The organism is Mucilaginibacter koreensis (assembly GCF_054783355.1).
Genome location: NZ_BAAGQS010000001.1, coordinates 1782087 through 1807456, shown reverse-complemented (window position 1 = coordinate 1807456; position 25370 = coordinate 1782087). Strand labels below are relative to the sequence as shown.

General features: G+C 46.1%; 20 protein-coding genes and 1 tRNA gene. 12 read left to right on the top strand and 9 right to left on the bottom strand.

The genetic code is table 11. From position 1 onward, the window contains the following. Positions 1-116: 116 nt before the first annotated feature. Positions 117-2180, bottom strand: coding sequence for a M13 family metallopeptidase (locus tag ACYVNW_RS08190; RefSeq protein WP_460679362.1), 2064 nt, complete (start codon positions 2178-2180; stop codon positions 117-119). A gap of 726 nt (positions 2181-2906) precedes the next feature. On the opposite strand from ACYVNW_RS08190, the gene ACYVNW_RS08185 reads away from it, so the two are divergent. After that, positions 2907-5576, top strand: a complete 2670-nt coding sequence (locus ACYVNW_RS08185) for a valine--tRNA ligase (RefSeq protein ID WP_460679361.1) — start codon at positions 2907-2909, stop codon at positions 5574-5576. Positions 5577-5681: 105 nt separating this feature from the next. After that, positions 5682-7511 carry an ATP-binding protein gene (locus ACYVNW_RS08180; RefSeq protein ID WP_460679360.1) on the top strand — a complete coding sequence of 610 codons (1830 nt, stop codon included), beginning with the start codon at positions 5682-5684 and terminating at the stop codon, positions 7509-7511. Here the strand turns inward: ACYVNW_RS08180 and ACYVNW_RS08175 are convergent, their stop codons facing one another. After that, positions 7512-7973: a type I restriction enzyme HsdR N-terminal domain-containing protein gene (locus tag ACYVNW_RS08175; protein ID WP_460679359.1), complete on the bottom strand. Its 462-nt coding sequence runs from the start codon at positions 7971-7973 to the stop codon at positions 7512-7514. Positions 7974-8040: 67 nt separating this feature from the next. On the opposite strand from ACYVNW_RS08175, the gene holA reads away from it, so the two are divergent. Next, a complete protein-coding gene (gene holA / locus ACYVNW_RS08170; protein ID WP_460679358.1) occupies positions 8041-9063 on the top strand; it encodes a DNA polymerase III subunit delta in 1023 nt (340 codons plus the stop codon). Between the two features lie 12 nt (positions 9064-9075). Here the strand turns inward: holA and ACYVNW_RS08165 are convergent, their stop codons facing one another. Then, the gene (locus ACYVNW_RS08165; RefSeq protein ID WP_460679357.1) at positions 9076-11223 is read right to left on the bottom strand and encodes a T9SS type B sorting domain-containing protein; all 2148 of its coding nucleotides are present in this window, start codon (positions 11221-11223) and stop codon (positions 9076-9078) included. A gap of 159 nt (positions 11224-11382) precedes the next feature. Further along, a complete protein-coding gene (locus tag ACYVNW_RS08160; protein ID WP_460679356.1) occupies positions 11383-11574 on the bottom strand; it encodes a hypothetical protein in 192 nt (63 codons plus the stop codon). 86 nt (positions 11575-11660) lie between these two features. On the opposite strand from ACYVNW_RS08160, the gene ACYVNW_RS08155 reads away from it, so the two are divergent. The 6 genes from ACYVNW_RS08155 to ACYVNW_RS08130 all read left to right on the top strand — a co-directional run bounded on the left by ACYVNW_RS08155 (position 11661) and on the right by ACYVNW_RS08130 (position 18261). Beyond that, positions 11661-12428: a glycosyltransferase family 2 protein gene (locus ACYVNW_RS08155; protein ID WP_460679355.1), complete on the top strand. Its 768-nt coding sequence runs from the start codon at positions 11661-11663 to the stop codon at positions 12426-12428. Positions 12429-12529: 101 nt separating this feature from the next. After that, on the top strand, positions 12530-12937 hold the full coding sequence (locus ACYVNW_RS08150; RefSeq protein ID WP_460681005.1) for an EVE domain-containing protein: 408 nt from the start codon (positions 12530-12532) through the stop codon (positions 12935-12937). Positions 12938-12940: 3 nt separating this feature from the next. Further along, positions 12941-13924 (top strand): aldo/keto reductase, encoded by a 984-nt coding sequence (locus ACYVNW_RS08145; RefSeq protein WP_460679354.1) that lies wholly within the window; start codon positions 12941-12943, stop codon positions 13922-13924. A gap of 436 nt (positions 13925-14360) precedes the next feature. Continuing rightward, a complete protein-coding gene (locus tag ACYVNW_RS08140; protein ID WP_460679353.1) occupies positions 14361-16286 on the top strand; it encodes an ABC-F family ATP-binding cassette domain-containing protein in 1926 nt (641 codons plus the stop codon). A 122-nt stretch (positions 16287-16408) separates the two neighbouring features. Continuing rightward, a complete protein-coding gene (locus ACYVNW_RS08135) occupies positions 16409-17665 on the top strand; it encodes a type IX secretion system plug protein (RefSeq protein ID WP_460679352.1) in 1257 nt (418 codons plus the stop codon). A 65-nt stretch (positions 17666-17730) separates the two neighbouring features. Beyond that, on the top strand, positions 17731-18261 hold the full coding sequence (locus tag ACYVNW_RS08130) for an acyl-CoA thioesterase (protein ID WP_460679351.1): 531 nt from the start codon (positions 17731-17733) through the stop codon (positions 18259-18261). Between the two features lie 364 nt (positions 18262-18625). Here the strand turns inward: ACYVNW_RS08130 and ACYVNW_RS08125 are convergent, their stop codons facing one another. Then, on the bottom strand, positions 18626-19375 hold the full coding sequence (locus tag ACYVNW_RS08125; RefSeq protein ID WP_460679350.1) for an SGNH/GDSL hydrolase family protein: 750 nt from the start codon (positions 19373-19375) through the stop codon (positions 18626-18628). An 84-nt stretch (positions 19376-19459) separates the two neighbouring features. On the opposite strand from ACYVNW_RS08125, the gene ACYVNW_RS08120 reads away from it, so the two are divergent. Then, positions 19460-20503 carry a quinone-dependent dihydroorotate dehydrogenase gene (locus ACYVNW_RS08120; protein WP_460679349.1) on the top strand — a complete coding sequence of 348 codons (1044 nt, stop codon included), beginning with the start codon at positions 19460-19462 and terminating at the stop codon, positions 20501-20503. Between the two features lie 79 nt (positions 20504-20582). On the opposite strand, the gene ACYVNW_RS08115 is transcribed toward ACYVNW_RS08120, so the two are convergent. The 3 genes from ACYVNW_RS08115 to ACYVNW_RS08105 form a co-directional block, all read right to left on the bottom strand. Then, positions 20583-20762, bottom strand: coding sequence for a spore protein (locus ACYVNW_RS08115; protein ID WP_460679348.1), 180 nt, complete (start codon positions 20760-20762; stop codon positions 20583-20585). Between the two features lie 31 nt (positions 20763-20793). Continuing rightward, positions 20794-20864, bottom strand: a tRNA-Cys gene (locus ACYVNW_RS08110). Between the two features lie 47 nt (positions 20865-20911). Then, on the bottom strand, positions 20912-21661 hold the full coding sequence (locus tag ACYVNW_RS08105; protein ID WP_460679347.1) for a TrmH family RNA methyltransferase: 750 nt from the start codon (positions 21659-21661) through the stop codon (positions 20912-20914). A 41-nt stretch (positions 21662-21702) separates the two neighbouring features. Between ACYVNW_RS08105 and tamL the strand changes: the two genes are divergently transcribed. Continuing rightward, positions 21703-24039 (top strand): translocation and assembly module lipoprotein TamL, encoded by a 2337-nt coding sequence (gene tamL / locus ACYVNW_RS08100; RefSeq protein ID WP_460679346.1) that lies wholly within the window; start codon positions 21703-21705, stop codon positions 24037-24039. Between the two features lie 29 nt (positions 24040-24068). Further along, positions 24069-24893 (top strand): class I SAM-dependent methyltransferase, encoded by an 825-nt coding sequence (locus ACYVNW_RS08095; RefSeq protein WP_460679345.1) that lies wholly within the window; start codon positions 24069-24071, stop codon positions 24891-24893. Between the two features lie 12 nt (positions 24894-24905). Here ACYVNW_RS08095 and ACYVNW_RS08090 read toward each other — a convergent pair whose 3' ends face one another. Further along, on the bottom strand, positions 24906-25355 hold the full coding sequence (locus ACYVNW_RS08090; RefSeq protein ID WP_460679344.1) for a MarR family winged helix-turn-helix transcriptional regulator: 450 nt from the start codon (positions 25353-25355) through the stop codon (positions 24906-24908). Positions 25356-25370 lie beyond the last annotated feature (15 nt).

The window sequence follows — 25370 nt, the reverse complement described above, 5'->3', positions numbered from 1 at the left end:
ATCAAAATAAAAGATTCTATGTTGATATTTTTTTGTTGCATTATGCTATCCACAAACCAAAACAAGCCCGGCAACCGCCGGGCTTGTTCATTTATATCAAGTATCGAAAACTCCGCTTACCAAACCTTAATCCGGTCTTCAGGCTTTTTGTAAAGCTTGTCGCTGGGTTGGATGTTGAAGGCGTTATACCAGGCATCCATGTTGGTAATGGGGGCGTTGGTACGGTACTGCTCAGGCGAGTGCGGATCGGTTAAGATGCGCTGTGCGGCCGACTCGGGGCGCTGCGAGCCTCTCCATACCTGTGCCCACGACAGGAAGAAACGCTGATCGGGTGTAAAGCCGTCAATTTTGGTTAACGACTGACCCTGCTTGGTTTTCTTGAAGGCTTCGTAAGCCACATTTAAACCGCCTAAATCGGCCAGGTTTTCGCCTAAAGTTAATTTGCCGTTTACATGGATGGTGTCCACCACAGTAAACTGATTGTACTGGTCAACCACGCGGTCGGCACGTTGGGTAAACTTGTCGGCATCGTCTTTGGTCCACCAGTCGCGCAGGGTACCGTCAGCATCATAGCGGCGGCCCTGGTCGTCAAAACCGTGGGTCATCTCGTGGCCAATCACAGCGCCAATACCGCCATAGTTCACGGCATCATCCGCCCCAAAATCAAAGAACGGAAACTGTAGGATACCAGCCGGAAAGGTGATCTCATTATTGGTTGGGCTGTAAGACGCATTTACGGTTGGCGGCGTAAAGCCCCAGCGTTTTTTATCTACCGGTTTGCCCAGCTGGCTTACGTTGTAATTGTAACGCCAGGTAGCAATGCGGCGCTGGTTACCAATGAAATCGTTACGCTCAATGTTCAGGCCTTCGTATTTCTGCCATACATCGGGGTAGCCGATTTTTACTTTAAAGGCGGCCAGTTTGGCTAAAGCGCGGGTTTTGGTGGCATCGCTCATCCAGTCTAAACGTTTAATGCGGTCGCCCAGGGTAATTTTCAGGTTATTCACTAAGCCTACCATGTATTGCTTGGCGGCAGGGGTAAAGTATTTTTCTACATACAGCTGGCCCAGCAACTCGCCCAGGCTGCCATCCACCAGGCCCGACATGCGCTCGTTGCGCGGGGTTTGCACCTGCTGGCCGCTCAGTACGCTGCTGTAGGCAAAGTTGGCTTTCACAAACGGAGAGCTCAATGCCGATGCTGCATTGCGCAGTATGCCCCATTTCAGGTAAGTTTTCCAGTCCTCTACCGAAACATCCGCCAGCATTTTATCTACCTTGGCAAAAAACTCAGGCTGACCAACCAGCACCGTGTCTTGCCCGGTTACCTTCATCTTGGCCATCAGGTTCACCCAGTTCATGTGCGGGGTGGTTTTATTAAACTCGCTTAACACCAGTTTGTTGTAGGTCTTGTTAGGGTCGCGCATAGCTACGCGGCTCATCTGGGCCTCGGCCAAACGGCTTTCCATACTGAAGATGGTGTTGGCATATTTAGTGGCCTCTTCCGGCTTGGTGCCTACCAGCGTAAACAGGTTCACAATGTACTGCTTGTACGCATCCTGAATTTTTTGTGTACGGGCATCGTTTTTCAGGTAGTAATCGCGGTCGGGCAATGAAGTGCCGCCCTGGCCCAGGTTCACTACGTTTTTGTTTACGTTCTTGGAGTCGGCGCCCACGCCGAAACCAAACAGCGGGCTGGCTTCGCCATGTACGCGCTCGTAAGCCATTTCGTACAGCACGCCGTCCAGGGTTTTAATGCTGTTAATGCGGGTCAGGTCGGGCACAATAGGGGTATAACCGCGGCGCTCAATGGTGAGGCTATCCATACCGCTGGCGTACAAATCGCCTACGCGCTGCTTCAGGCTGCCCTTGGCCAGCCCCTTGGTTTTGCTGGCCTCGTTGAGCAGGCCTAACAGCTTTTGGGTATTCTCGTCTCGCAGAATATTAAAACTGCCCCAGCGGGTTTCTTTGGCCGGTATAGCATTCTGTTTGATCCAGTTACCGTTGGCATATTCAAAAAAGTTGTCGCCTGGTTTAACGGCAAGGTCCATATTGGCAGGGTCAATATACTTGCGTGGCGGGGCCGGTTTGGCGTTAGCGCCTGGGCCGCCCTCTGTTGCAAAAACGCTTGCCGACAAGCAAACTGCTCCGGCCAGCATCATACTGCTTAACTTAAAACTCATGGTTGTTAATTGGATTTTAAAAGCTGAAATTAATGAATTTTATAAGTGCGATGCAAGGGGTGGGAGATGTTTTTTGTGCTGAGATGGAAGAATGTGGGTAAATCTATCTGGTTTGTAGTGTAAAAGGTAGGAGTATAGTGATATCTGATGTTAAATTTTGTGCATTTAAGTGTAAAGGGTTTGAAACAACCAAGCAGGAAAACAGATTCTCACCACTCACCACTCACCACTCACCACTCACCACTTAGGGCGTTGCCTTCGGCCCGGGCTATCTGCTGCAAGTCCTCGCTCGTACCTCGCTGCGGGCTTTACGCTGCCATCCCTAACGCGGGTGGTCTGAACCGGAATTTGTGGAATGGGGCGAATGAACAGAATTTTGAAAAGATGAACTATTTCAACTTTCAAAGCTGTGTAATGTTGAGCGGAAGCCATGTGCCTGTACATTAAGTCTCTGCAACCGAACCGACGCTGTCATGCTGAGGCACTCGAAGCATAGGCGCACAGGTTGCCCCGATGAGCGGTCTCTGCACCCATGCTTCGAGTGCCTCAGCATGACAGCGGTAGTTCGCTTTCAGGTGTCTATGCACAAATATTTTGTTGTCATTCGGTACTGCTAGTGGCAGGAGTGCCGTAAATCAAATGTCGCTTATCATTTGTCCTTTGTCCTTCCATCCTTTGTCTCCAATCCCTTTCCACCTTAAGCTAAAAAGCTTAAATTTGCCGGCTATGAGTATTTCGAAAACATATGAGTTCAATGAGGTAGAACAAAAGTGGTATGATTACTGGATGCAGCAGGGCTTTTTTAGGTCGGTGCCTGATGAGCGCGAGCCGTATACCATTGTGATTCCGCCACCCAACGTCACCGGCGTGCTGCACATGGGTCATATGCTGAACAATACCATTCAGGATGTACTCATCCGTCGTGCCCGTATGCAGGGCAAAAACGCCTGCTGGGTACCCGGTACCGACCATGCCAGCATTGCTACCGAAGCCAAAGTAGTAGCCATGCTGAAAGAGCGCGGCATCAGCAAAAAAGACCTCACCCGCGCCGAGTTTTTAAACTACGCCTGGGAGTGGAAAGAAAAATACGGTGGCATCATACTCGACCAGCTGAAAAAGCTGGGTGCCAGCTGCGACTGGGACCGCACCCGTTTTACCATGGACGAGTCGCTGTCTGAAGCTGTAATTGACAGTTTTATCCACCTCTACAAAAAAGGCTGGATTTACCGCGGCGTACGCATGGTAAACTGGGATCCGCAAGGTAAAACCGCGGTATCTGATGAGGAGGTGATCCGCAAGGAGGTAAACCAGAAACTGTATTACATCAAGTACCGGGTGGTGGGTGGCGGGGAGCCAGTTGCCGAAGAAGAATCTGGTCCCTCATATCTTACCATTGCTACTACCCGCCCCGAAACCATTATGGCGGATAGCGCCATTTGCATCAACCCGGAGGATGAAAGGTATACACATTTACACGGCAAAAGCGTATTTATTCCGCTCATTAACCGCGAAATTCCGGTGATACTGGATAGCTATGTGGATATGGCATTCGGTACCGGCTGTTTGAAGGTAACCCCCGCGCATGATCTGAACGATTATGAACTGGGGCAGAAACACCACCTGCCGGTTATTGATATTTTAAACGATGATGGTACGCTGAACGAGAAAGCCGAAATACTGGTAGGCGAGGATCGTTTCATCGCCCGTAAAAAAATTGCCAAGCTGCTGGAAGAAGCCGGTGCACTGGAAAAGGTGGAGGATAATAAATCACAAATCGGTTTCTCAGAGCGTACCGATGCGGTGATTGAGCCGAAGCTTTCCATGCAGTGGTTTTGTAAAATGAAGGAGATGGCCGCACCGGCCCTGGCCGATGTGCTGGAGGGCGAGGTAAAGCTCATCCCCGAAAAATTCATCAACACCTACCGCCATTGGATGGAGAACGTGCAGGATTGGTGCATTAGCCGCCAGCTATGGTGGGGGCAGCAAATACCGGCCTGGTACCTGCCCAACGGCCAGCATGTGGTAGCCAAAACCCGCGAGGAAGCTTTTGAATTAGCTAAAACGCTCACATCTAATATCTCAAATCTCACAGCTCAGGATTTAAGGCAGGATGAAGATGTGGTAGATACCTGGTTCTCTTCATGGCTGTGGCCTATCTCGGTGTTTGATGGCTTTAAAGACCCGAACAATGAAGAGATCAACTATTACTACCCGACCAATGACCTGGTAACCGCACCGGAGATTCTGTTCTTCTGGGTGGCGCGCATGATTATGGCAGGCCATGAGTTCAGGGGGCAAAAGCCGTTTACCAATGTATATCTGACGGGTATCGTACGTGATAAGCAGGGCCGCAAGATGTCGAAATCGTTAGGTAACTCGCCAGACCCGTTAGACCTGATTGCCAAATACAGCGCCGACGGTGTGCGTGTAGGTATGCTGTTGTCATCGCCTGCGGGTAACGACTTGATGTTTGACGAAAAAGACTGCGAGCAGGGCCGCAATTTTGCCAATAAAATATGGAACGCCTTTAGGCTGGTAAAGGGCTGGACGGTGGAACCCAACCCGGAGCAAACTGGCGCTAACCGCATTGCGGTAGATTGGTTTGGTAACCGCTTTAACCAGGCGCTTGCCGAAATAGATGCCCATTTTAAACAGTACCGCCTGTCGGATGCGCTGATGTCCATCTATAAACTGGTATGGGACGATTTCTGCGCCTGGTACCTGGAAATGATTAAACCGGCCTACCAGCAGCCTATTGATGAAGAAACTTATAAAGCTACCTTAAGCTTTTTCCAAAATATCTTAAAAGTACTACACCCTTATATGCCCTTTATTACCGAAGAGCTATGGCATGATGAGGTGTTTGATGAGCGCAGCGAAGCTGATTGTTGCATTGTGGCGCAAATGCCTGAAATTGGGCAAGCCAATACTCGCCTGTTAAATGAGGTAGAAGTGGTTCAGCAACTGCTGACAGAAATCAGGAATGTACGCCAAAGCAAACAGGTTTCACCTAAAGAGGCGCTGGCATTGGCTGTTAAACCGGCATCAGGTATTGATTTTAAAAATTATATATCGCTGGTAAGCAAACTCGGAAACCTGAGCGAATTTACCTTTGTAGCCGAAAAACCGGCAGGGGCAGTAAGCTTTTTGGTTGGAACCGATGAGTTTTACCTGCAATTGGGAGATAATCTCGATTTAGCAGCCGAAACAGAGCGCCTGCACAAAGAACGCGAGTACTTACAGGGCTTCCTGAAATCAGTAAACGCTAAGTTGAGCAACGAACGCTTTGTGAATAATGCGAAACCCGATGTGGTAGAAAATGAGCGCAAAAAACAGGCAGATGCCGAAGCCAAGCTTAAAATTATAGAAGAAAATATTGCAGCTTTGGCAAACTAATTGCACATAGTTCAGTACAAATATTTCGAAAAATTACCTATCTTCATTGCGCTAATGTAAGATAGGTAATCTTTTTTAGCACCAAAGTACTGAACCAGCCAGCCAATGAGCCAACGCGTAAGTTTTTTTAACTTATCTGTAAACAAATTACTTAACAAGCAGCAGTCAATTATAGACCAGGCGCGCATCAGGTTATTGTATTATACCCTGTGCCTGGGGTTTTTGTCGCTGGTATTTTTATGGGTGAATGTTTATTTACAGCACGAGCCCATGCTTACCCTGGTAGCCGGTGTATCTACCGCTTTAATACCGGTACTGTTTAAATATTACACCTGGAAGGGCGACTGGCGCAATACCTCACACATTCTGCTGGGTTTTTCCACGCTGGTTAACTTGCTAAATGTGTTTGTGATTATGCAGAGCGTAAATATCATTACGGTACTGCTCATCATCTTAATTATACTATACAGTTATTACATGCTGGGCTCCAAATGGGGCCTGTGGTACTCACTGGCCAACATCATACCGGCCATGGCTTTCATGATTATTGAGTATGACAACAGCTATTTCATTGATCTGAAGCCCGAAAAGGTAGATGGTTCCACCCTTATTATTGCGGCACTTACGCTGTTTGTGATGGTGATTTTCATCCATAGCCAGTTTTACCTTGCTTTTGTAAAGAGCATCCAGCAATTAAAAAAGACAACCGATGAACAGGGCCGCCTGAATTTAAAGCTGGAAACCGCCATTGAAAAGGCCGAAAAATCATCACACGCTAAGTCTGAGTTTTTGTCTACCATGTCGCACGAAATCCGCACACCTTTAAATGCGGTGATTGGTATGAGTAACTTGCTGCTGATGGGCAATCCCCGTCCCGATCAGAAAGAGAACCTCGATATCCTGCGGTTTTCGGGCAGTAACCTGCTGGCTATTGTGAACGATGTGCTTGACTTTAATAAAATTGAGTCGGGTAAACTGGTATTCGAAAACATTAAGTTCAATCTGCCCGAATTGATGAGTAATATTTGCGGCGGGCAAATTATCAAGGCGCAGGAAAAAGGCTTGAAATTTCACCTGTCGGTAGACGAGTCTTTGCGCCGTAAACTGGTGTTTGGCGATCCTACCCGCTTAACGCAGGTCATATTTAACCTTATCAGTAATGCCATTAAATTTACCAAACAGGGCAGCGTGCTTGTTCGGGTAAACAGTATCGAAGACCGCCACAATACCATTACCGTAAACTTTGTGGTGCAGGATACCGGTATTGGCATCGATAAAGATAACCTGAACGCTATTTTCGAGCCCTTCACTCAGGAGTCTATCACCACCACCCGCCAATATGGGGGTACCGGATTGGGACTGGCCATTGTAAAGCGTTTACTGGAACTGCAGAATGTACAAATGCAGGTGAAGAGTAAGCCCGGCGAGGGCTCTGAGTTTTCCTTCAATATGGAGTTCACAGTTTCTACCGAGAAATATGTAGAGCCTGCTATGCAGGTTCAGGCGCAGCCGGCAAGCAGTGCTGCTGATATGGATGTGCTTAAAAGCTTAAAAGTGCTCATTGCAGAGGATAACCCGGTGAACGTAATGCTGATGAAAAAGCTGTTCTCGAAGTGGAGCCTGGTACCTGTTTTTGCAGATAACGGCGAGCGCGCAGTAGAAAAAGTGCAGTATGGCAATTTCGATATTATATTGATGGATTTGCAAATGCCGGTAATGAATGGCTTTGACGCAGCCATGGAGATCAGAAAACTGCCTGACACTCAAAAATCAAGTACACCTATTATTGCCTTAACGGCATCAGCATTAACAGACATACGCGAGCGTGTATTTGCCTCGGGTATGAATGACTATGTGTCCAAGCCTTTTAAACCCGAAGAATTAAAGGAAAAAATACTGCATTTAGCAGCGCCGCATTTAATTGAGGTGAAGTAATCAGGCCTCAGCCTGGTAAGGAGGCAAGCCTTCAATAAAGCGATAGCTCTTCTCTGTTATGTTTACCGTACAAAAATAATGCTGCAGGCCATTGCTTACCGACAGCAAAGGTACCCGGTGCACCATGTTATAACGGGCAATCTGGTCGAACACGGCTTGGGTAATATTTACTTCGGGCGCTTTGCACTCTACCAATAATATTTTTTCGCCCTGGCGGTTATAAACCACTATATCGGTGCGGCGGGGCATGTGGTTAAGCTTCAAACCGCCCTCTACCTTAATTAATCCCTTCGGGTAACCTTTTTCTTTGATTAGAAACTGTATAAAATGCTGACGTACCCATTCTTCGGGCGTAAGCAATAGTTCTTTTTTACGCAGTTCATCAAATATGTACAGCCGGCCCTCATGTTCGGTTAACCGGAAGGGGTGGGGCGGTAAGTTGAGGGGCTGCAGTAAATCCATGGGGCTAAAATCTGAATAATATTGGCCAAGTCCTAACAATAGATTTTGTAATTTGCACCTCGTTTTAATGACTGCCACCGAAATTATAAAAGAACTCAAAGCCGGTAAATACAAGCCGGTATACTTGCTGCACGGCGAAGAGCCTTACTTCATCGACCAGATCAGCAATTATGTTGAAGACCATTTGCTCAGCGAGTCGGAAAAAGGGTTCAATCAAACCGTACTGTATGGTAAAGATACCGATGTAGTTACGGTGCTGAATGCCGCCAAACGTTATCCCATGATGGCCAACTGCCAGGTAGTGATTGTAAAGGAGGCGCAGGATATGAAATGGGGCAAAGAGGATGATGACAAGAAAGGCATCAACCCGTTTTTGGCCTTCCTCGAAAACCCCCTACCCAGCACTGTACTGGTATTTTGCTATAAGCATGGTAAGTTTGACAAGCGCAAAAAAACATACAAAGCCATCAGCAAAAGCGGATTGGTGTTTGAGTCGGCACCGTTGTATGATAACAAAATACCGGGCTGGATAGAAAGCTACACCAGCGAAAAGAAATACCCTATTAGTGGGCAGGCCGCTACCATGCTGGCCGAGTATCTGGGTAACGATTTACAAAAGATAGCCAACGAGCTGGATAAACTGATGCTGAATATTCCGGCCGGTAAAGAGATTACGCTGAAGGATATTCAGGATAACATCGGCATCAGCAAAGAATACAATGTGTTCGAGCTGCAATCGGCACTGATACGCCGGGATGTGCTGAAGGCCAACCAGATTGTGAACTACTTTGAGGCCAACCCGAAATCTAATCCCATCGTACTCATCCTGTCTAACCTGTATAGCTTTTTCAGTAAGGTGCTGCTGTTCCAGTACATCCGCAACAAACCTGCGGCTGAGGCGGCGCGAGAGATGGGGGTGAACCCTTACTTTATGAAAGATTATGAACTGGCTTCACGCACATTTGATATCTGGAAGCTGATGCAAATTATCGGCTGGCTTAAAGAGTATGACCTCAAAAGCAAAGGCGTAGACTCGGGCGCTACCCACGGCGAACTGATGAAGGAACTGGTGTTTAAAATATTGCACTAAGCCCAACGGCAACTATTTTACAATAGTGATGGATCCCGATTTGGTGATCTCCTTGTTCCGGTAAGTATCGCGGTAAGTTATCAGCCAATAATAGGTTCCCAAAGCCTGTACCTGGCCTTTATAGGTGCCATCCCATTGGGGTACACCATTGTTTACTTCATAAATGGCCTGGCCCCAGCGGTTGAATATGGTAAACTTGGTGGCCGTATTGATACCAACAATTTCCAGTTTAAACAAATCGTTTACCCCATCACCGTTAGGGGAGAAGGTATTGGGTCCCGAAATAACCGGTACCGCAGGCGGATAAATACTGGCATTTACCGGCATAATTGCAAAACAGCCCGATTGATTTTGTGCTTTGATGTAATACCGGCCGCTTTCTTTTACCCCGGTGTAATCTTCCAATGCAACAGTAGCCGCAGCGTCTTTCCAATAGGTGTAATTAACGCCCACTACATGCTGGAAAGTACGGCTCAAATCGGCCAAGGTGGGGTAAATTACCGGCTCAGGGTCCGTAATGTTCAGTACAGGCACCGGGTTAATCGTTACTTTAACAGGCATTAAGGCAGAGCCACAGCCAACTGAAGAGGTACCTTGTACATAATAAGTGCCGCTAACGGTTATTTTATCAGGGTCTGTAAGTGGTTTGGTTCCGGCGGCATCGGTAAAGTAACTGTATTCAAGTCCGGGGTCGCTTCCGGCAGTCACCGCCGCAGCTTTTAGGTTGGCCGGTGGGCAGCTTAATACATCATGGGTAACTACTTTGGGTATTGCACCTACGGTAACGTTTATAGGTTTTATATCAAAGCAGCCGGTGCTATTTGCAACTTTTATATAATACAACCCACTGACTGATATTTTTTTAGGATTGGTTAAAGGTTGGGTAGCCAAGCCATCCTGCCAGTAAGTATAGGTAAGTTTTTCATCATAATTAGCAATCCACTGCTGGCTGGTTAAATCAACCGTGGCCGGGCTGCACACCAGCGGTGTGCCTTGCAGTACAAGTGTGGGCGATGGGTACAAGGTTACTTTCACCGGCTGAACATCGGTGCAGCCCGATCCATTAGTTCCCCTTATATAGTAAGTGCCACTGGTGAGCACCGCTTTAGGGTCAGATAAAAACTCGGTACCGCCCGGGTTAGTGAAATACTCATATTTTAAATTGCTGCTGCTGCCCGCTTTAACGCTGGCCTGGGTAAGATCGTACCCTGTGGCCGTACAGCCAAACACTTCGGGCTTAACTTTAAAAGTATAAGGCTCGTCAATAGCATGTATGGTAGTATAAAAGGTAGCTTCGCAGCCCAGGCCTGGAACAGGCTTTACATGCACGGAGTAAACGGTACCCTCGGCAGGCGGATTAAGCAAGGTTAAGGTAGATTCGGTACCTAAAACTTTTGAGTGGTCATCGCCTTTATACCATTGGTATTCTTCAAAACCTGCCGGGGCGCTTAGGTTTACGCTGGCAGCTCCCCGACAATAGCTATTACCTTTGATGGGGGAGCCGGTTGAAGTTGGTGTGCAGTTTTCATCTATATCAACGTAAGCATAACAAAAATGGCCTTTGGGCGTACAGTCTGTAGCTGTAAACTCAATCATTATCTTTTTACCCTGGTAACCCGCAAGATTGATGGTGACCGGCGACCATGGCTTGTAATACACATCAACCGCCCGGTTGCCGCCCTGGTTGAGGTTAGATTTAAAAAAACCATCCAAACCGGCCGATGATACGAATTGTAACGAGCCGCAACCAGCAGGTTCATTATCTGTTAAATTATAAACAGTAGCTGTAAACTTAGGCTGTTGATCGGGCGTATGTGCAGGATTTTGAAAAACAATAGCGTAATAATACACAATACTGTAATCTAATTTGTCAGGAGGAATGGTAAATGTATAAGTTACCCTGTTGGCTTTGGCATTGGCAGCAGCGTTGCCCAATACTATAGAATAACCACTCCCGTTAGGGCAATTTACCGGAAAATTGCCAAAAATATCTTTAACCTGCGGGGATGAATTTTCCAGGATGCCCATAGCCGCCAATTCAGGATCTACCTTTCTGATAACCAGTGGCCCGCCCAGCACCGTTCCTGTATAACATTCCCATTTATCAAACGTGCCGTCCTCAAAACCAATATTTTCAGGGCATTGAGCATGTACTGCCACTATACCACATAAAAAAATAATAAGTATAAAAAGGAAGCGATACATTTATAACCTGATAGGGTACTCAGGTTATAAATGTAGTTAACAAATTAATGAATAGCAATTCGGGTGTAACTTTAAATATCCGTTACTCGTAATAAATAAGTTACGCCTGATTATTTACTCACCAGTATCGGGCCTGAAATCTTCGTCGAACTCCAGGTCATCCTCGTTGTACTGGTCTACTTTTCCTGAGTCCAGTTCTACTTCAACCGGATCGCCATCGTTAACCTGTGCCGAGTTTACTGTTCCTTTTTCGTCCGTAGCGCTGATAATTACGCGGTCGCCATATTCAAATAGTCCGTTTTTCATGGGTGATGTGTTTTGAAAGATAACAGCTTATCCTTTTAAAGGTTTATATTGTATATTAGAGCGGTAGTTTAAGGTACCATTTTACCATGTCACATTTTCCAGACGTTACCCTGTTAATTACGCATTACAAGCGCACCGACTCTCTGCAGAAATTGCTGCAAGCCTTTGCCGCTCAGCAAATTACTTTTGGAGGCATTGTAGTTTCTGATGACCGAAGCGGTGATGAATACCTGCCCAGGCTGCAAGAGTTGAGTGCACAGTACAATTTTAAACTGGTAACTACCCCGGTAAATAAGGGCTTGGCTAATAATATTAACAAAGGCCAGGATGCGGTAACGACTCCATTGACCTTATATGTACAGGAGGATTTTACCCCCAACAATGGCTACAATAATTACCTGCAACAGGCGGTATCTTACCTGCAAACCGACAAAAGTATAGATATGGTGCGTTTTTACGCCTATTTTACTTACCCATATCTGAAGCATTACAAGGATGATTTTTACCTGATGGATTTTAGTCCATGGTATTGGGGCGACCGCAAGTTCCATGTATACAGTGATCATCCGCACCTGCGCCGCTCTGATTTCCTGAGCAAATTCGGCCGCTACCGCGAGGGGATACCCTCCGATAAAGGTGAGTTTATGATGGCATTGTCGTTTTTGAAGCACAAGGGCAAAGCTTTAATCTATAAAGACCCTAAAGCCCTGTTTACCCAAGCCAATACCGAGGCCGAACCGAGTACAGTAAGCCGCAAAAGCATGTCTTATACCGATAATGCCCTGGTAACTTTGCCTCGTTTTGTGTACCGCGTAGTAAAGCATACCTGGCAGCTGGCGTTTTACAAAGGCTAAGCTTTGCACTTGGCAGTACTTGCCGGCAAATCTTATTTTTGCACTGTGGGCAACGCCCGTAGTGTACCTGTAATTTAAACTATTCATTAACTATGAGCAGCATTCAATACTGGCTGGTAAAATCAGAGCCATTCAAATACAGTTGGGAAAAATTTAACCAGGAGGGGCGCACCTTTTGGGATGGCGTGCGTAACTACCAGGCACGTAATAACCTTAAAGCCATGAAGGAGGGCGACCTGGTACTCTACTATCATAGCAACGAGGGTAAAGAAATTGTAGGCATCGCCAAAGTAGTTCGGGAGTTTTATCAGGACCCTACTACAGATGATGCCAACTGGGTAGTGGTAGATTTAGCGCCGGTAGAAACTTTGAAAAAGCCGGTTACGCTGGAACAAATTAAAAAAGATGAGCGCCTGGAGAACATTGGGCTGGTAAAGCAAGGGCGTTTATCTGTAATGGGTTTAAAACCAGAGGAGTTTGACCGCGTTATTGAGTTAGCAAACAGCTAACTTATGAAATACAGAAAATTTAAAGACATCGATATTGCCGAAGTAGGCCTGGGCACATGGCAACTGGGCAGTGCTGATTGGGGGCAGGTGGACGAGCAGGAAGCCATGCGCATTTTGCAGGCTTACATTATAGCCGGTGGCAATTTTATTGACACCGCCGATGTATACGGCATGGGCGTAAGCGAAAAAATCATCGGCAAGCTGATGAAAACCATGCCCGGCGAAATCCATATTGCTACCAAGCTGGGCCGCCGCAGCGATAATGGCAACGGCTGGCCGCAAAACTTCAGCTATGAAGCCATGAAGCGCCAGGTAGAAAGCTCATTAGAAAACTTGGGCTTCAATAAATTATTTTTAGAGCAGCTCCATTGTATCCCTACCGAAGAACTGCGCCGGGGCGAAGTATTTGACCACCTGCGCCGCCTGCAGCAGGATGGGCTGATCCGTTATTTCGGGGCAAGTGTGGAAACTTCGGAAGAAGCCTTACTTTGTTTGGAACAGGAGGGTTTAGCCTCATTGCAAATCATTTTCAACCTGTTCAGGCAGCATGTGGCCGATGAGGTTTTTGCCAAAGCTAAAGAGAAAGGTGTTGCTGTGATTGTGCGGGTGCCGCTGGCCAGTGGTTTGCTGAGCGGCAAGTTCAACGAGCATACCCAGTTTGACAGCAATGACCACCGTAATTTCAACGCCAACGGCGAATCTTTCAATGCCGGCGAAACTTTCTCCGGTATAGAGTTTCAAGAAGGGGTGAAGCTGGCCCGGCAAATGGCCCAGTTGATGCCCGACAACCGCACCGCCGAATGGGCCATCCGCTGGATATTAGACCATCCGGAGGTAACCACCGTTATTCCAGGTGCCTCTAAGGTGGCACAAGTCAATTCTAACGTAGCAGCCTCTGAACTGCCTTCCTTGTCTGCTGAAGTTATGCAGCAGTTGAGGGGGATTTATGATGATCAGGTGAAACCTCAAATCAGGGGGCATTATTAATAGTTTAGAATAATGTAACTGTCATTGCGAGGAGGAACGACGTGGCAATCGCTTGCTATGCAGAGGCGTAAATGCCTCCGTGCGATTGCCACGCTGCCGCTCGCAATGACAGTATTCTTCAACAACATACAATCAAAATCTCTAAGCTGTCATTTCGACCGTAGGGAGAAATCTTCTTCATCAAGCCGGTATACTGGAATGCCTGTTAGGCGAAGAGGATTTCTCCCTACGGTCGAAATGACAAGGAGGAGATTTCTTGTTGACTGGAGATAAGTTGCTGTAATTACAAACGTTAAACTGTTTACAGTATAGACACTGTCAACCTGCATCCTCCAATAGGTTCACCGTCATTTCAACTTAATATTCTCAGTTATCCTGATTCTTCACCACATTTCGCACGAAAATTTTTCTCTCAAAAATCGTATCTTCGCGTGAAATGATTTCGATAAATAACCTCACGTTTGAGATTGGTGCGCGGGCTTTGTATGACGAGGCCAACTGGCATATTAAACCCGGAGATAAGGTAGGCTTAATTGGTGCCAATGGTACCGGCAAAACCACATTATTAAAGCTGATTGTAGGCGATTACAAACCTACTTCGGGTACTATATCCATGTCAAAGGATATCACCATCGGCTACCTCAATCAGGATTTGCTTTCTTATGCCTCAGATAAAAGCATTCTGCACGTGGCTATGGAAGCCTTTGAGCGCCAAAACCAACTGCACACGGAGATCGAAAACTTATTAAAGAAGCTGGAATCCGATTATTCAGAGGATATTTTAAATAAGCTGAGCGATAAGCAAAGTGAGTTTGAAGCGCTGGATGGTTATAACATTGAATACAAAGCTCACGAAATTTTAGCCGGTTTAGGCTTTAGCGATGTAGATCAGGAACGCAAATTAAGCACCTTTTCGGGTGGATGGCGTATGCGGGTAATGCTGGCTAAAATTCTGTTACAGGCACCTGATATTTTGTTACTGGATGAGCCCACCAACCACTTAGATTTACCCTCTATTCAGTGGCTGGAAGAATACCTGAAAAATTTTGAAGGCGCCATTGTTATTGTATCTCACGACCGCTGGTTTTTAGATAAGGTAATTAACCGTACGGTAGAATCGCGCAAGGGTAAATTAACGGTTTATGCAGGTAATTATAGTTTCTATTTAGAGGAGAAAGCATTGCGCGAAGAAATTCAGCGTGGCGAGTTTAAAAATCAGCAGGCCAAAATTAAGCAGGAAGAGCGTTTGATTGAGCGTTTCCGCGCCAAAGCTTCCAAAGCTAAAATGGCACAATCACGCATCAAAGCTTTAGATCGTTTAGAGCGTGTGGATGATGTGGATGATGATAATCCTACCGTTAACTTTAGTTTCCGCTTTGGTAAACAATCAGGCCGGAATGTGATCAACATTGAGGACTTGTCCAAAAGTTATCCTAACCTCTCCATTTTAAAGCAGGCCAGCGCTATTATTGAAAAAGGCGATAAAATTGCGCTGATTGGCGCCAACGGCCGTGGTAAATCAACTTTGCTACGCATTATTGCTGATGCTGATCATGATTTTACCGGAAAGTGTGATATCGGTTACAACGTAACCACCACCTTTTTTGCACAGCACCAATTGGAATCACTCCACCTGGAGAGCGAAATTTTGCAAGAGCTACAGCACTTTGCGCCACGGCACAATGAAACCGAGCTGCGCTCCATTTTAGGTTCATTCCTGTTCACGGGCGATGATGTGTTTAAAAAGATTAAGGTACTGTCGGGTGGTGAGAAATCACGCGTGGCACTGGCTAAAGCTTTAACTGCTGATGCCAACTTCCTGATTCTGGATGAGCCCACCAACCACCTGGACATGCAATCGGTAAATATCCTGATCCAGGCGCTGCAACAGTACGAAGGTACCTTTATCAGTGTATCGCACGACCGTTTCTTCCTCGACAATATTGCCAATAAGATATGGTACATAGAGGACCAGCAGATTAAAGAATACCCCGGCACCTACGCCGAGTACGAGGAGTGGCAGGCCAAGCGCAAGCAGCAGGCTAAGTTTACCAATGCACCGGTACCTGCCCCTAAAAAAGAGGAAAAAAAGGACCCCGCAGCGGCTAAACAGCCTGTTGAAGATAAATCGAAGCAGATTAAAAAACTGAATCAGGATTTATCGCGCATGGAGCAGCAGGTAGCCGATTTGGAGAAAGCGGTTAAAGACCTGGAAGCTCAACTGGCCGATGATCACATTTATAATAATCAGGCTAAGCTTAAAGAAACCAATACCCAGTACCAGCGCAAACAAACCGAGCTGAAGCAAGTGCAGCAGCAATGGGAAACTTTAGCTGAACAGATTTTGGAAATGGAAGCGTAAGTTCTTCTAATAAACAATATATCATGTTGTCATTGCGAGGAACGAAGCAATCTCGTCGTTTACAAAGCGAACCATCACGGCTACGAGATTGCTTCGTTCCTCGCAATGACGCTTTTAATATAGTGCGGTCTCTATTTGCAGCTGCATTTCTGCTGATATCTCTCGCCTGCAACGCCCAAACAATCAACACCGATGCCGTTTACCGTCCGGAAATTAAGAGCGTGCAGTGTTATAACAGCAGTAAAGAGGGCTCTTTCCCGCTCATCGCCCTTAATTCAGGTGAGCAAATTACCCTGAGTTTTGATGACCTGACCAACAATTCGCGCCAGTATTATTATACCATTCAGCACTGCGAGGCAGACTGGTCACTGTCCAATATTCAACCGGTTGAATATTTGCAGGGCTTCACCGAAGATCGTATTTTGAATTATGCTTATGCTTCAGGCACGCTGCAAAAGTATATTCACTATGAGGTAAAAGTGCCCAACCAAAACATTGCTCCCAAGTTTTCGGGTAACTATTTGCTGAAGGTGTATGAAGATGGTAATCCCTCGCAACCAGTACTTACCCGGCGCATGTACGTAGTGAACCCCCGGGTGAATATTCTGGCCCAAATGGTGCCTTCAAATGAAGTGCAGTTACGGCCAAGCCATCAAAAAATTAATTTTCAGGTTGATTATGGCAGCCTGTATGTGCAAAACCCGACTACCGATTTGAAGCCGATGGTGATGCAGAATGCCCGGCCCGAAACCGCCGTATTCACGCCCCAACCTTTTCAGATACGTGGCAACCAGTTATTGTATAGTGATTTAAATACCAATGATTTTCCAGGCGGCAACGAGTTCAGGCTGATTGACCTGCGTACCCTAAAGCTCAATTCGCAGCAGGTAGCTAAAATTTACCGTGATACAGCCAATACTATAATGCTGCTGAATGACTACCCTCGTAACCAGCCGGCTTATATCTTTCAGTATGATGATAACGGTAACTTCTTCATCCGTAACCAGGATGGCCGCGACCCGAATGTGGATGCCGACTATGCACATGTATATTTTACCCTGGCAGCCAACAAAACCAACCAGCAGGGCGATGCTTACATCATTGGTAAGTTCAACAATTACCAGCTAACCCCCACTGGTAAAATGGATTTCGACCAGGTTCGGAACCGCTTTTATACTGATACATTTCTGAAACAGGGTATATACGATTACCAGTACGTATGGGTAGATAAAGCTACCAACAAACCGGATTATACGTTGCTGGAAGGCAGCCATTTTGAGACCGAGAATGATTATCAATTGCTGGTTTACTATCATCCGGCCGGTGCCCGCTGGGACGAGCTGGTAGGCTACCGCTTACTGAATACGGCTAACCGTTAGTTTCCGGCCCGCTTCTGCATTCGGTTGGTGCGGCAAATGTTATATTTGCAGCTTAATTTACTTTTATGATCAAAAAAACGCCTAAAGACTCGTATACCGTAATGAATGAATTGGTATTACCCAATGATACCAACACTTTAGGCAACCTGATGGGCGGCCGCCTGCTGTACTGGATGGATATTGGCGCTGCCATGGCTGCCCAAAAACATTGCAACCGCATTGTAGTAACCGCCTCGGTAGATAATGTTTCTTTTAAACATCCCATTAAGCTGGGCGATGCCGTAATGATTGAATCTAAAGTAACCCGTGCATTCAACACTTCAGTAGAAGTACGGCTGGATGTATGGGCACAAAATATACCATCAGGCACCAAAATAAAAAGCAACGAAGCCTATTATACTTTTGTGGCTTTGGACAAAGACAACCATACCATCCCAATTCCGGAATTAACCCCTGAAACCGACGAAGATCTATCGCTGTATGACGGTGCCCTGCGCCGCCGCCAGTTACGTTTAATTTTAGGTGGTAAAATGAAACCTGATGATGCTAAGGAGTTGAAAGCTTTATTTTTTGATAACGCTGAAGAAGGAAAGTAAAGATATGTAGAATCTGTTGTTCATTTATTGATAGATAATAAGTGATGATGGTAGGCGCGACGCTAAAGTAAGTTTATGGGTCCTTCGCTATTGCTCAGAATGACAAATTGGTGAGCAAAAATCTACACTTAGTCGCGTTGGGCTGGCAGAAACCGCCCGGACCATGCGGTGGCCTTGCGCGAGGAAGGGTTGTTTCTGCCTTGATTTTTTGTTACTTTTTGATCAAGCAAAAAGTAAACTGCAGGAGATTAAAGCACAGAACCACCCAAGCGGATAGCAGCAAAAACTAACTAAAGTAGAACTCATCACGAGAAATCCTGAAATAAATTCAGGATGACGTTATTTAACCTGCTTACAATTTGAACTACTTCACTGTCTCCATCCACGCCTGCGACATCAGCTTCGCCCCAGCTACCGAAGGATGTACCCCATCCAACGACCAGTAAGCTGCTGGCGCATCTTCTATGGCCTTGTCCATAATAGACTGATAGGGAATGAAAGCTGCACCGTACTCCTTGGCAACTTCGCGCGATACCTGGCGGTAGCTATCAAAAGCCGGATACCATTTTTCGTCCACCGCCTTTACACCTTTAATAGCAAAGGGTTCGCCTATAATTAGGCGGATGCCGGGCAGGGCTTGCTGGGTACGGTCTAACAGCTTACGGTAGTCGGTGCGGTAGGTATCAATAGTGCCTTTGTAACCGCCGGTGAGGGTGTGCCAGTAATCGTTTACCCCAATCATAATGCTGAGCACGGTAGGTTTAAGTGCCAGGCAATCGGCATCCCAGCGTTCGGCCAGCTGGTAAACCTTGTTGCCGCCTACGCCACGATTATACACGTGCAATTGGTAGGAAGGATATTTACATAGCAGTTCGGCAGCACTCAGGTAAGAATATCCGGTGCCCAATGCGCCAAAATCATTAGGAATGGCTTTGTTGCGGTCGCGCCCCCAATCAGTAATCGAATCGCCTTGAAAGAGGATGATATCATTCGGTTTCAACGCTACCTTTTTTGCGCTTGGGGCAGTAGCAGCAGCTGATACAATTTCAGGAATGGTGAGTGAAGCGGCAGCGGTTAAGGCAGCGCTTTTGATAAAATGGCGGCGGTTGTTCATCGGTTAATAACAGGTTAAGTATAGGCAAGATATAGGATTTACACCATTCGTGCAAAACTCCCTTATAAATTATACCTTCGTGCTATGTATTCGTTACTCAAACCCATACTGTTTAAATTTGATCCCGAGAAAGTGCATCATGCCGTTACCAATGGCCTGCAGTTAGTCAACCGCATACCCGGCGGGGCAGCCCTGAGCCGTGGTGTTTGGAGCAGGCAGGATGTCCGGCTGGAGCGCGAAGTATTCGGCCTTAAATTTAAAAATCCGGTGGGTTTGGCTGCCGGTTTTGATAAAAACGGAGAGCTGATTGCCGAAATGGCTAACCTGGGTTTTGGTTTTATAGAGGTAGGCACAGTAACCCCTTTACCGCAGCCCGGTAACGAAAAGCCCCGTATGTTCAGGCTGCCGGCCGATGCAGCACTCATTAACCGCATGGGCTTTAATAATAAAGGTGTAGATGTACTGGCGGCGCGTATTACAGCCTATCGCAAAAGCGAAGCATTTCAGAGAAATCCGGTAATTATTGGTGGCAATATCGGCAAAAACAAAAATACGCCCAATGAGCAGGCAGTGGATGATTATGTGAAATGTTTTAACCGCCTGCACGAGGTGTTAGATTACTTTGTAGTGAATGTGAGCTCACCCAATACCCCCGGTTTGCGTGCCTTGCAGGAAAAGGGACCGCTGCTGGATATCCTGAACACATTGCAATATCTTAACAAGCAGCAGCCTTTACAAAAACCCATCCTGCTTAAAATAGCGCCTGATTTAACCAATGAGCAGCTGAATGATATTATTGAGATTGTGCAGGAGAGCGGTATTGCCGGCGTGATTGCTACCAATACCACCATTAGCCGCGAGGGGTTAAATTCGCCCGAGAGCTTAAAAAGCCAAACCGGTGGCCTGAGCGGTAAGCCCTTAACGCATCGTTCAACAGAAGTGATCAGATATTTGGTGCAAAAATCCAGCAACGCATTCCCGGTTATTGGGGTAGGAGGTATTCACTCAGAGCAGGATGCGATGGAAAAACTGGAAGCCGGCGCTGCGCTGGTGCAATTATATACTGGCTTTATTTATGAAGGACCGGGCTTAATCAGCCGTATCAATAAAAAAATCCTGTCGGTATAAACCTACAGGATTTTAATTTTTTGTTAGTAATTCAGGTTCCATCTCGCTCTTCTTTTCAGAGAGCAGGGGAAGAGGCTGATTACTTAGCAGAAGCAGTTAATTGAGCTAAAATTTCGTTATTTTTAGCTAATTGGCTGTTTTTAGGCTCTTTTGAGCGGCTGCCTGGCTGTAAGTTGGTAGCCAGCTTTAAGCCTTGTACTTCTAAACGAGAGAAAGTTTTATTTCTTCTGTCTTTTCTTTTTAAACGTGTAACGCCCATGGTGTTAGATTTTAATGTATGAAACCTGGTGAGGTCGAGAGCGGATTCGAACCGCTGTACGAGGTTTTGCAGACCTCTGCCTAGCCACTCGGCCACCCGACCATTTTTCAGGAAGGCAAAATTAGAAATATATTTGAGTTTTGCCTAATTTATTTCAATGTTTTTCTACTCACTTCTGAGCAGAAGATAGAAGTAGCAATAGCCACATTTAACGACTCGGCCTTACCCAGCCGCGGTATAGTGATGGCATGGCTCACCAGCTGCTCAATTTCGGGGCGGAGGCCGTTGCCTTCGTTGCCCATTACAATCAGGCCTTCGGTGCCAAAATCGGTTTGGTAAATGTTATTGCCTTTTAACAAAGCGCCATACAGTGGTAGTTGCAGGGTAGGTAAAATATTTGCTAAACCGGTATAATGTATGTTCACCCTGGCCAGTGAGCCCATGGTGGCTTGTACCACTTTGGGGTTGTATGCATCCACCGTATCTTCTGAGCAAATAATATGCTCAATGCCAAACCAGTCGGCCGTGCGGATAATGGTGCCCAGGTTGCCAGGGTCTTGGATGCCATCAAGCACCAAACTAAATTTACCTTTCAGTTGTTGGGCGTTCAATAGTGGCCAGGCTGGTATTTTTACCAGGGCTATTACCTGCTGCGGTGTAGTAAGGCTGCTGATTTTTTGAATGTCACTGTCCGTAATCTGCTGGAAATTTAGTTTCTTTGGTAGTTTATTTAACAATGTTGCTGCATCAGGAGTGTAGTAAACGCTTTCAATCTGGTAATTGGATTGGGCAAACTCTGTAACAGATTTATGCCCTTCTACCAGGAAAAAGCCGTGCTCCCTGCGAAACTTTTTTTGCTGTAAGGACTTTAATAAACCGATTTGAGATTTTGAAAGCATTCGCGAAGCCTGATTTTTACCTTGCAATATTAAGTATTCTTTTGCTTTTAACCACCGGTTGCAGCCTTACCCGCCGTTTAAAAAATAATGAAGCCCTGGTGCGTAAGGTGACTATTACCGGCGTTGATAAAGAGTTTACCGAAGCTGCAGAAACCTATGTAGACAAGCAAATTCAGCCCAATAATTACCTTAACCTTCAATTTTATTACCTGTTCAGCAAAAACGGGAAACGGAATATAGGCGATCCACCAGCTATTTTAGACAGCAACCTGGTTGAGTTTTCGCGGGTGCAGATGGAGAAGTTTTTACAGAATAAAGGTTACCTGAAGGCAAAAGTTTCGGATAGCATTACGGTTAAAAACAAGAAGGCCCATTTGTACTTCAGCGCTGTTGAGGGGCCGATGTTCAGGATACGTAAGTTTCAGGATAGCATTCTGGATAAAAAAGTGGAAGCTTTATACCGGGTGAACCGGCATCGTTTTTCGCACATCCAACCAGGCGACCGCTTTGACCTGGACAGTCTGGCTTTTGACCGCGACCAGTTTTACCAGGTAATGAAGCAAAATGGTTATTACGATTTTTTCCGCCAGTACATCAGCTTCAATTACGACTCTACTTTTAACAACAGTGTGGTTGATATAAAGATGATCATTACCAATCCCGAAGGTAAATCCGCTCATCCTGTTTACTCCATTAACAATACATTGATTGTGGTAGCCAACAGCAATGGCCGTAAGCCGGGTAAGCGCGATACCCTGCAGGTAGATTCGCAGTTCAGGTTTGTGGATTATTCGGGCAAGTTTAAGCCTAATATTTTAACACGTTATACCTTTCAGCGCAAAGGCGATATCTATGATATCAACCAACAGAACTTAACTACCTCCAGGCTTTCTGAACTGAATGTATTTCGTAATGTACCCAACCCTACTTATACTAAACTGCCCGACAGTACGAACCGGCTGAACACGCAGATTGACCTAGTGCCGCTCAAACAAAAATCAGACCGGGTGGAGGCAGAAGTGCTGTTTAACGGTAACCGGTTTGGATATAACCTGGGTAATACTTTTACTAACCATAACCTGTTTAAGCAAGCTGTAGCACTGCAAATTAAGCTGAACTGGAGCGTGCTGTTTAATGCCAACGGTAATGCCATTAACAGCGGTGGCTACATAGAAAATCAGGATTTTAAAGCAGGGGCCAGTTTGATTTTCCCGCGCATTGTTTCACCGTTCAATTTTCCTACACTGGGCAAATACGGTGTGCCGCATACCATACTATCCTCTACTTACTCGCTGTTTTACCAAAACGGGCTGGTAAAGCGGCAAAGCTTTATCAACTCACTAACTTATGACTGGGCCGAAACCAGCCGCAAGCTGCATACGCTTACGCCTATCAATATCGAGTTTTCAAGGGGTACCATTGATCCCTTTGCCCGTCAGCAGTTACTCAATTATAACCGCTACTCTTATGTTTACCTCATTGGCCGTACCATATTTACCATTGGTAGCCAGTACACTTTCCAGTTAAATGCCAACCGACTGAATACTTACGATGATTTTACATATTTCAGGGGTTCGGTTGATATAGGCGGTAACAATTTAAACCTGCTGAGCCGCTTGTTTAATACCAAGCGCGATACAGCCGGTAACCGTACCTTGTTTGGATATACGTTCTCGCAGTATGCCAAAGGCGAAATTGACCTGCGCTTCTATAAACATCTGGGCGGGGAGCGCCAGTTCATTTTCCGCATTAATCCGGGCATTGGGGTGCCTTATGGCAACAGTGATTTGCTGATTTTTGAAAAGAACTTTTATGCCGGCGGTGCCAATGATATTCGGGCATGGCTGCCGCGCACACTGGGCCCCGGTAATTTTACCCGTGCCTCGTACGGTGCCGATAACCGGGCAGATACCCTTCGCTCGAGATTGCGGTACCTCGACCAATTTGGTGAAATTAAGATTATTGGTAATGCTGAATACCGTTACACCATTGCCAACAACCTGTTCGGTGCAAAGCTGAAAGGAGCTATGTTTACAGATTTTGGTAACGTATGGCGCCTGCACCAAACTGATGATAACCCGGGCGGCGAGTTCAAACTGAACAACCTGTGGAACTCCACCGCTATTGGCGTTGGAACTGGTTTGCGGTTTGATTTAAGTTATTTCATTTTCCGTTTAGATGTAGCTTTTAAATTTAAAGATCCGCAGTTTTCGGGCTCAGACCAGTATGTGCTGGTTAAACACTTCAGGGAATTGTTTCATGAAGGCGACTTTAAACGCAATTACCGCATTGCCAATTCTAATACGGTTGACCCGCAGAACTCAAACGATACCTATCACTTTATGCAGTTGAATTTTGGTATTGGTTTGCCGTTTTAAAAGATAGGAATCACAAATTATAATTACCCATGAGTACTGCCGGTTCCATTCATCAGGACATCGCACAATTTTATTCACAAACATCTGAAGAAGCCAGGTTACAGTTAGGCCTGGGCCCGCTGGAGTTTGAGCGTAACAAAGATTTGATTAGTCGCTATTTACCAACAGGGAGTGGGATTGTACTTGATGTAGGGGGCGGCCCTGGCATTTATGCCGAATGGCTGGCCAAACAAGGCCACCAGGTGCATTTGATTGATCCGGTACTGAAGCATGTCCAACAAGCAGAGAAACGGGCAGCCAAGCTTAAAAGCCGTTACCAAAGTAGCGTGGGAGAGGCGCGTAAATTGAATTTTAAAAATGATTACGCCGATATGGTCATCCTTCATGGACCTTTGTATCACCTTCAACATAAAACCGACCGTATAGCGGCGTTAGCTGAAGCACTACGGGTGCTCAAACCTGGTGGCATAGTGCTGGGGTTTGCCATTGGGCGCGCTGCCTCTACACTGCCTGGCTTGCTAAATGGAATGATGCATGTGCCTGGCTTTTTAGAGATGTGTAAAACAGAACTAACTACAGGTGAGCACCACGCACCGGCCACATTGCCTGGTATTTTGCCCCAGGCTTATTACCATTATCCCCAAGAGTTAATGAATGAAGTGAGCGTTGCCGGATTACAGTTTGAGCAAATTTATGCTGTGGAAGGCATGATTTGGCTGGACAGCAAGTACTTTGAAACCCGTGCAGACGCGGCCAAAAAGCAAGCCATGATGGAATTGTTAAAAGCTACAGAAAGCAATACAGAACTCATGGTATTTAGTCCGCATATGATGGTGGCTGCCAGAAAAGGGTAGGGGATTTTAAATTTACCCCCGCAATTTATCTAATAAATCACTTAAGGCAACTGCTTCCTGATCGGTAAGGTTTTGTTTAAGCAGATTTTTCATCTGAAATTCCTGGTCCATTTTGCCCAATACCTCCAGGCCTTCATCGCTGATGCGGATATCAACCGCACGGCGGTCTTTATTATTGGTACAGCGCGATACCAGGTTTTTTTGCACCAGGCGGTCAACAATGCGCGAGGCGTCAGACATTTTGTCTACCATGCGCTCTTTAATCAAATTTACGGTAGCAGGATTGGGATATTGCCCTCTCAGGATACGAAGCACGTTAAACTGCTGGCTGGTGAGGTTGTATTTTTCAAACTCATAACGCAGCAGGTTATTCAGCCAGCCATAGGTATAGCTTAAATTTACAATTACTCTGTGGTGATTGTCTTCAAATTTACTGGCCTGTATTTCCTTTTCTATCTGCATAACCTTAAAATTAAT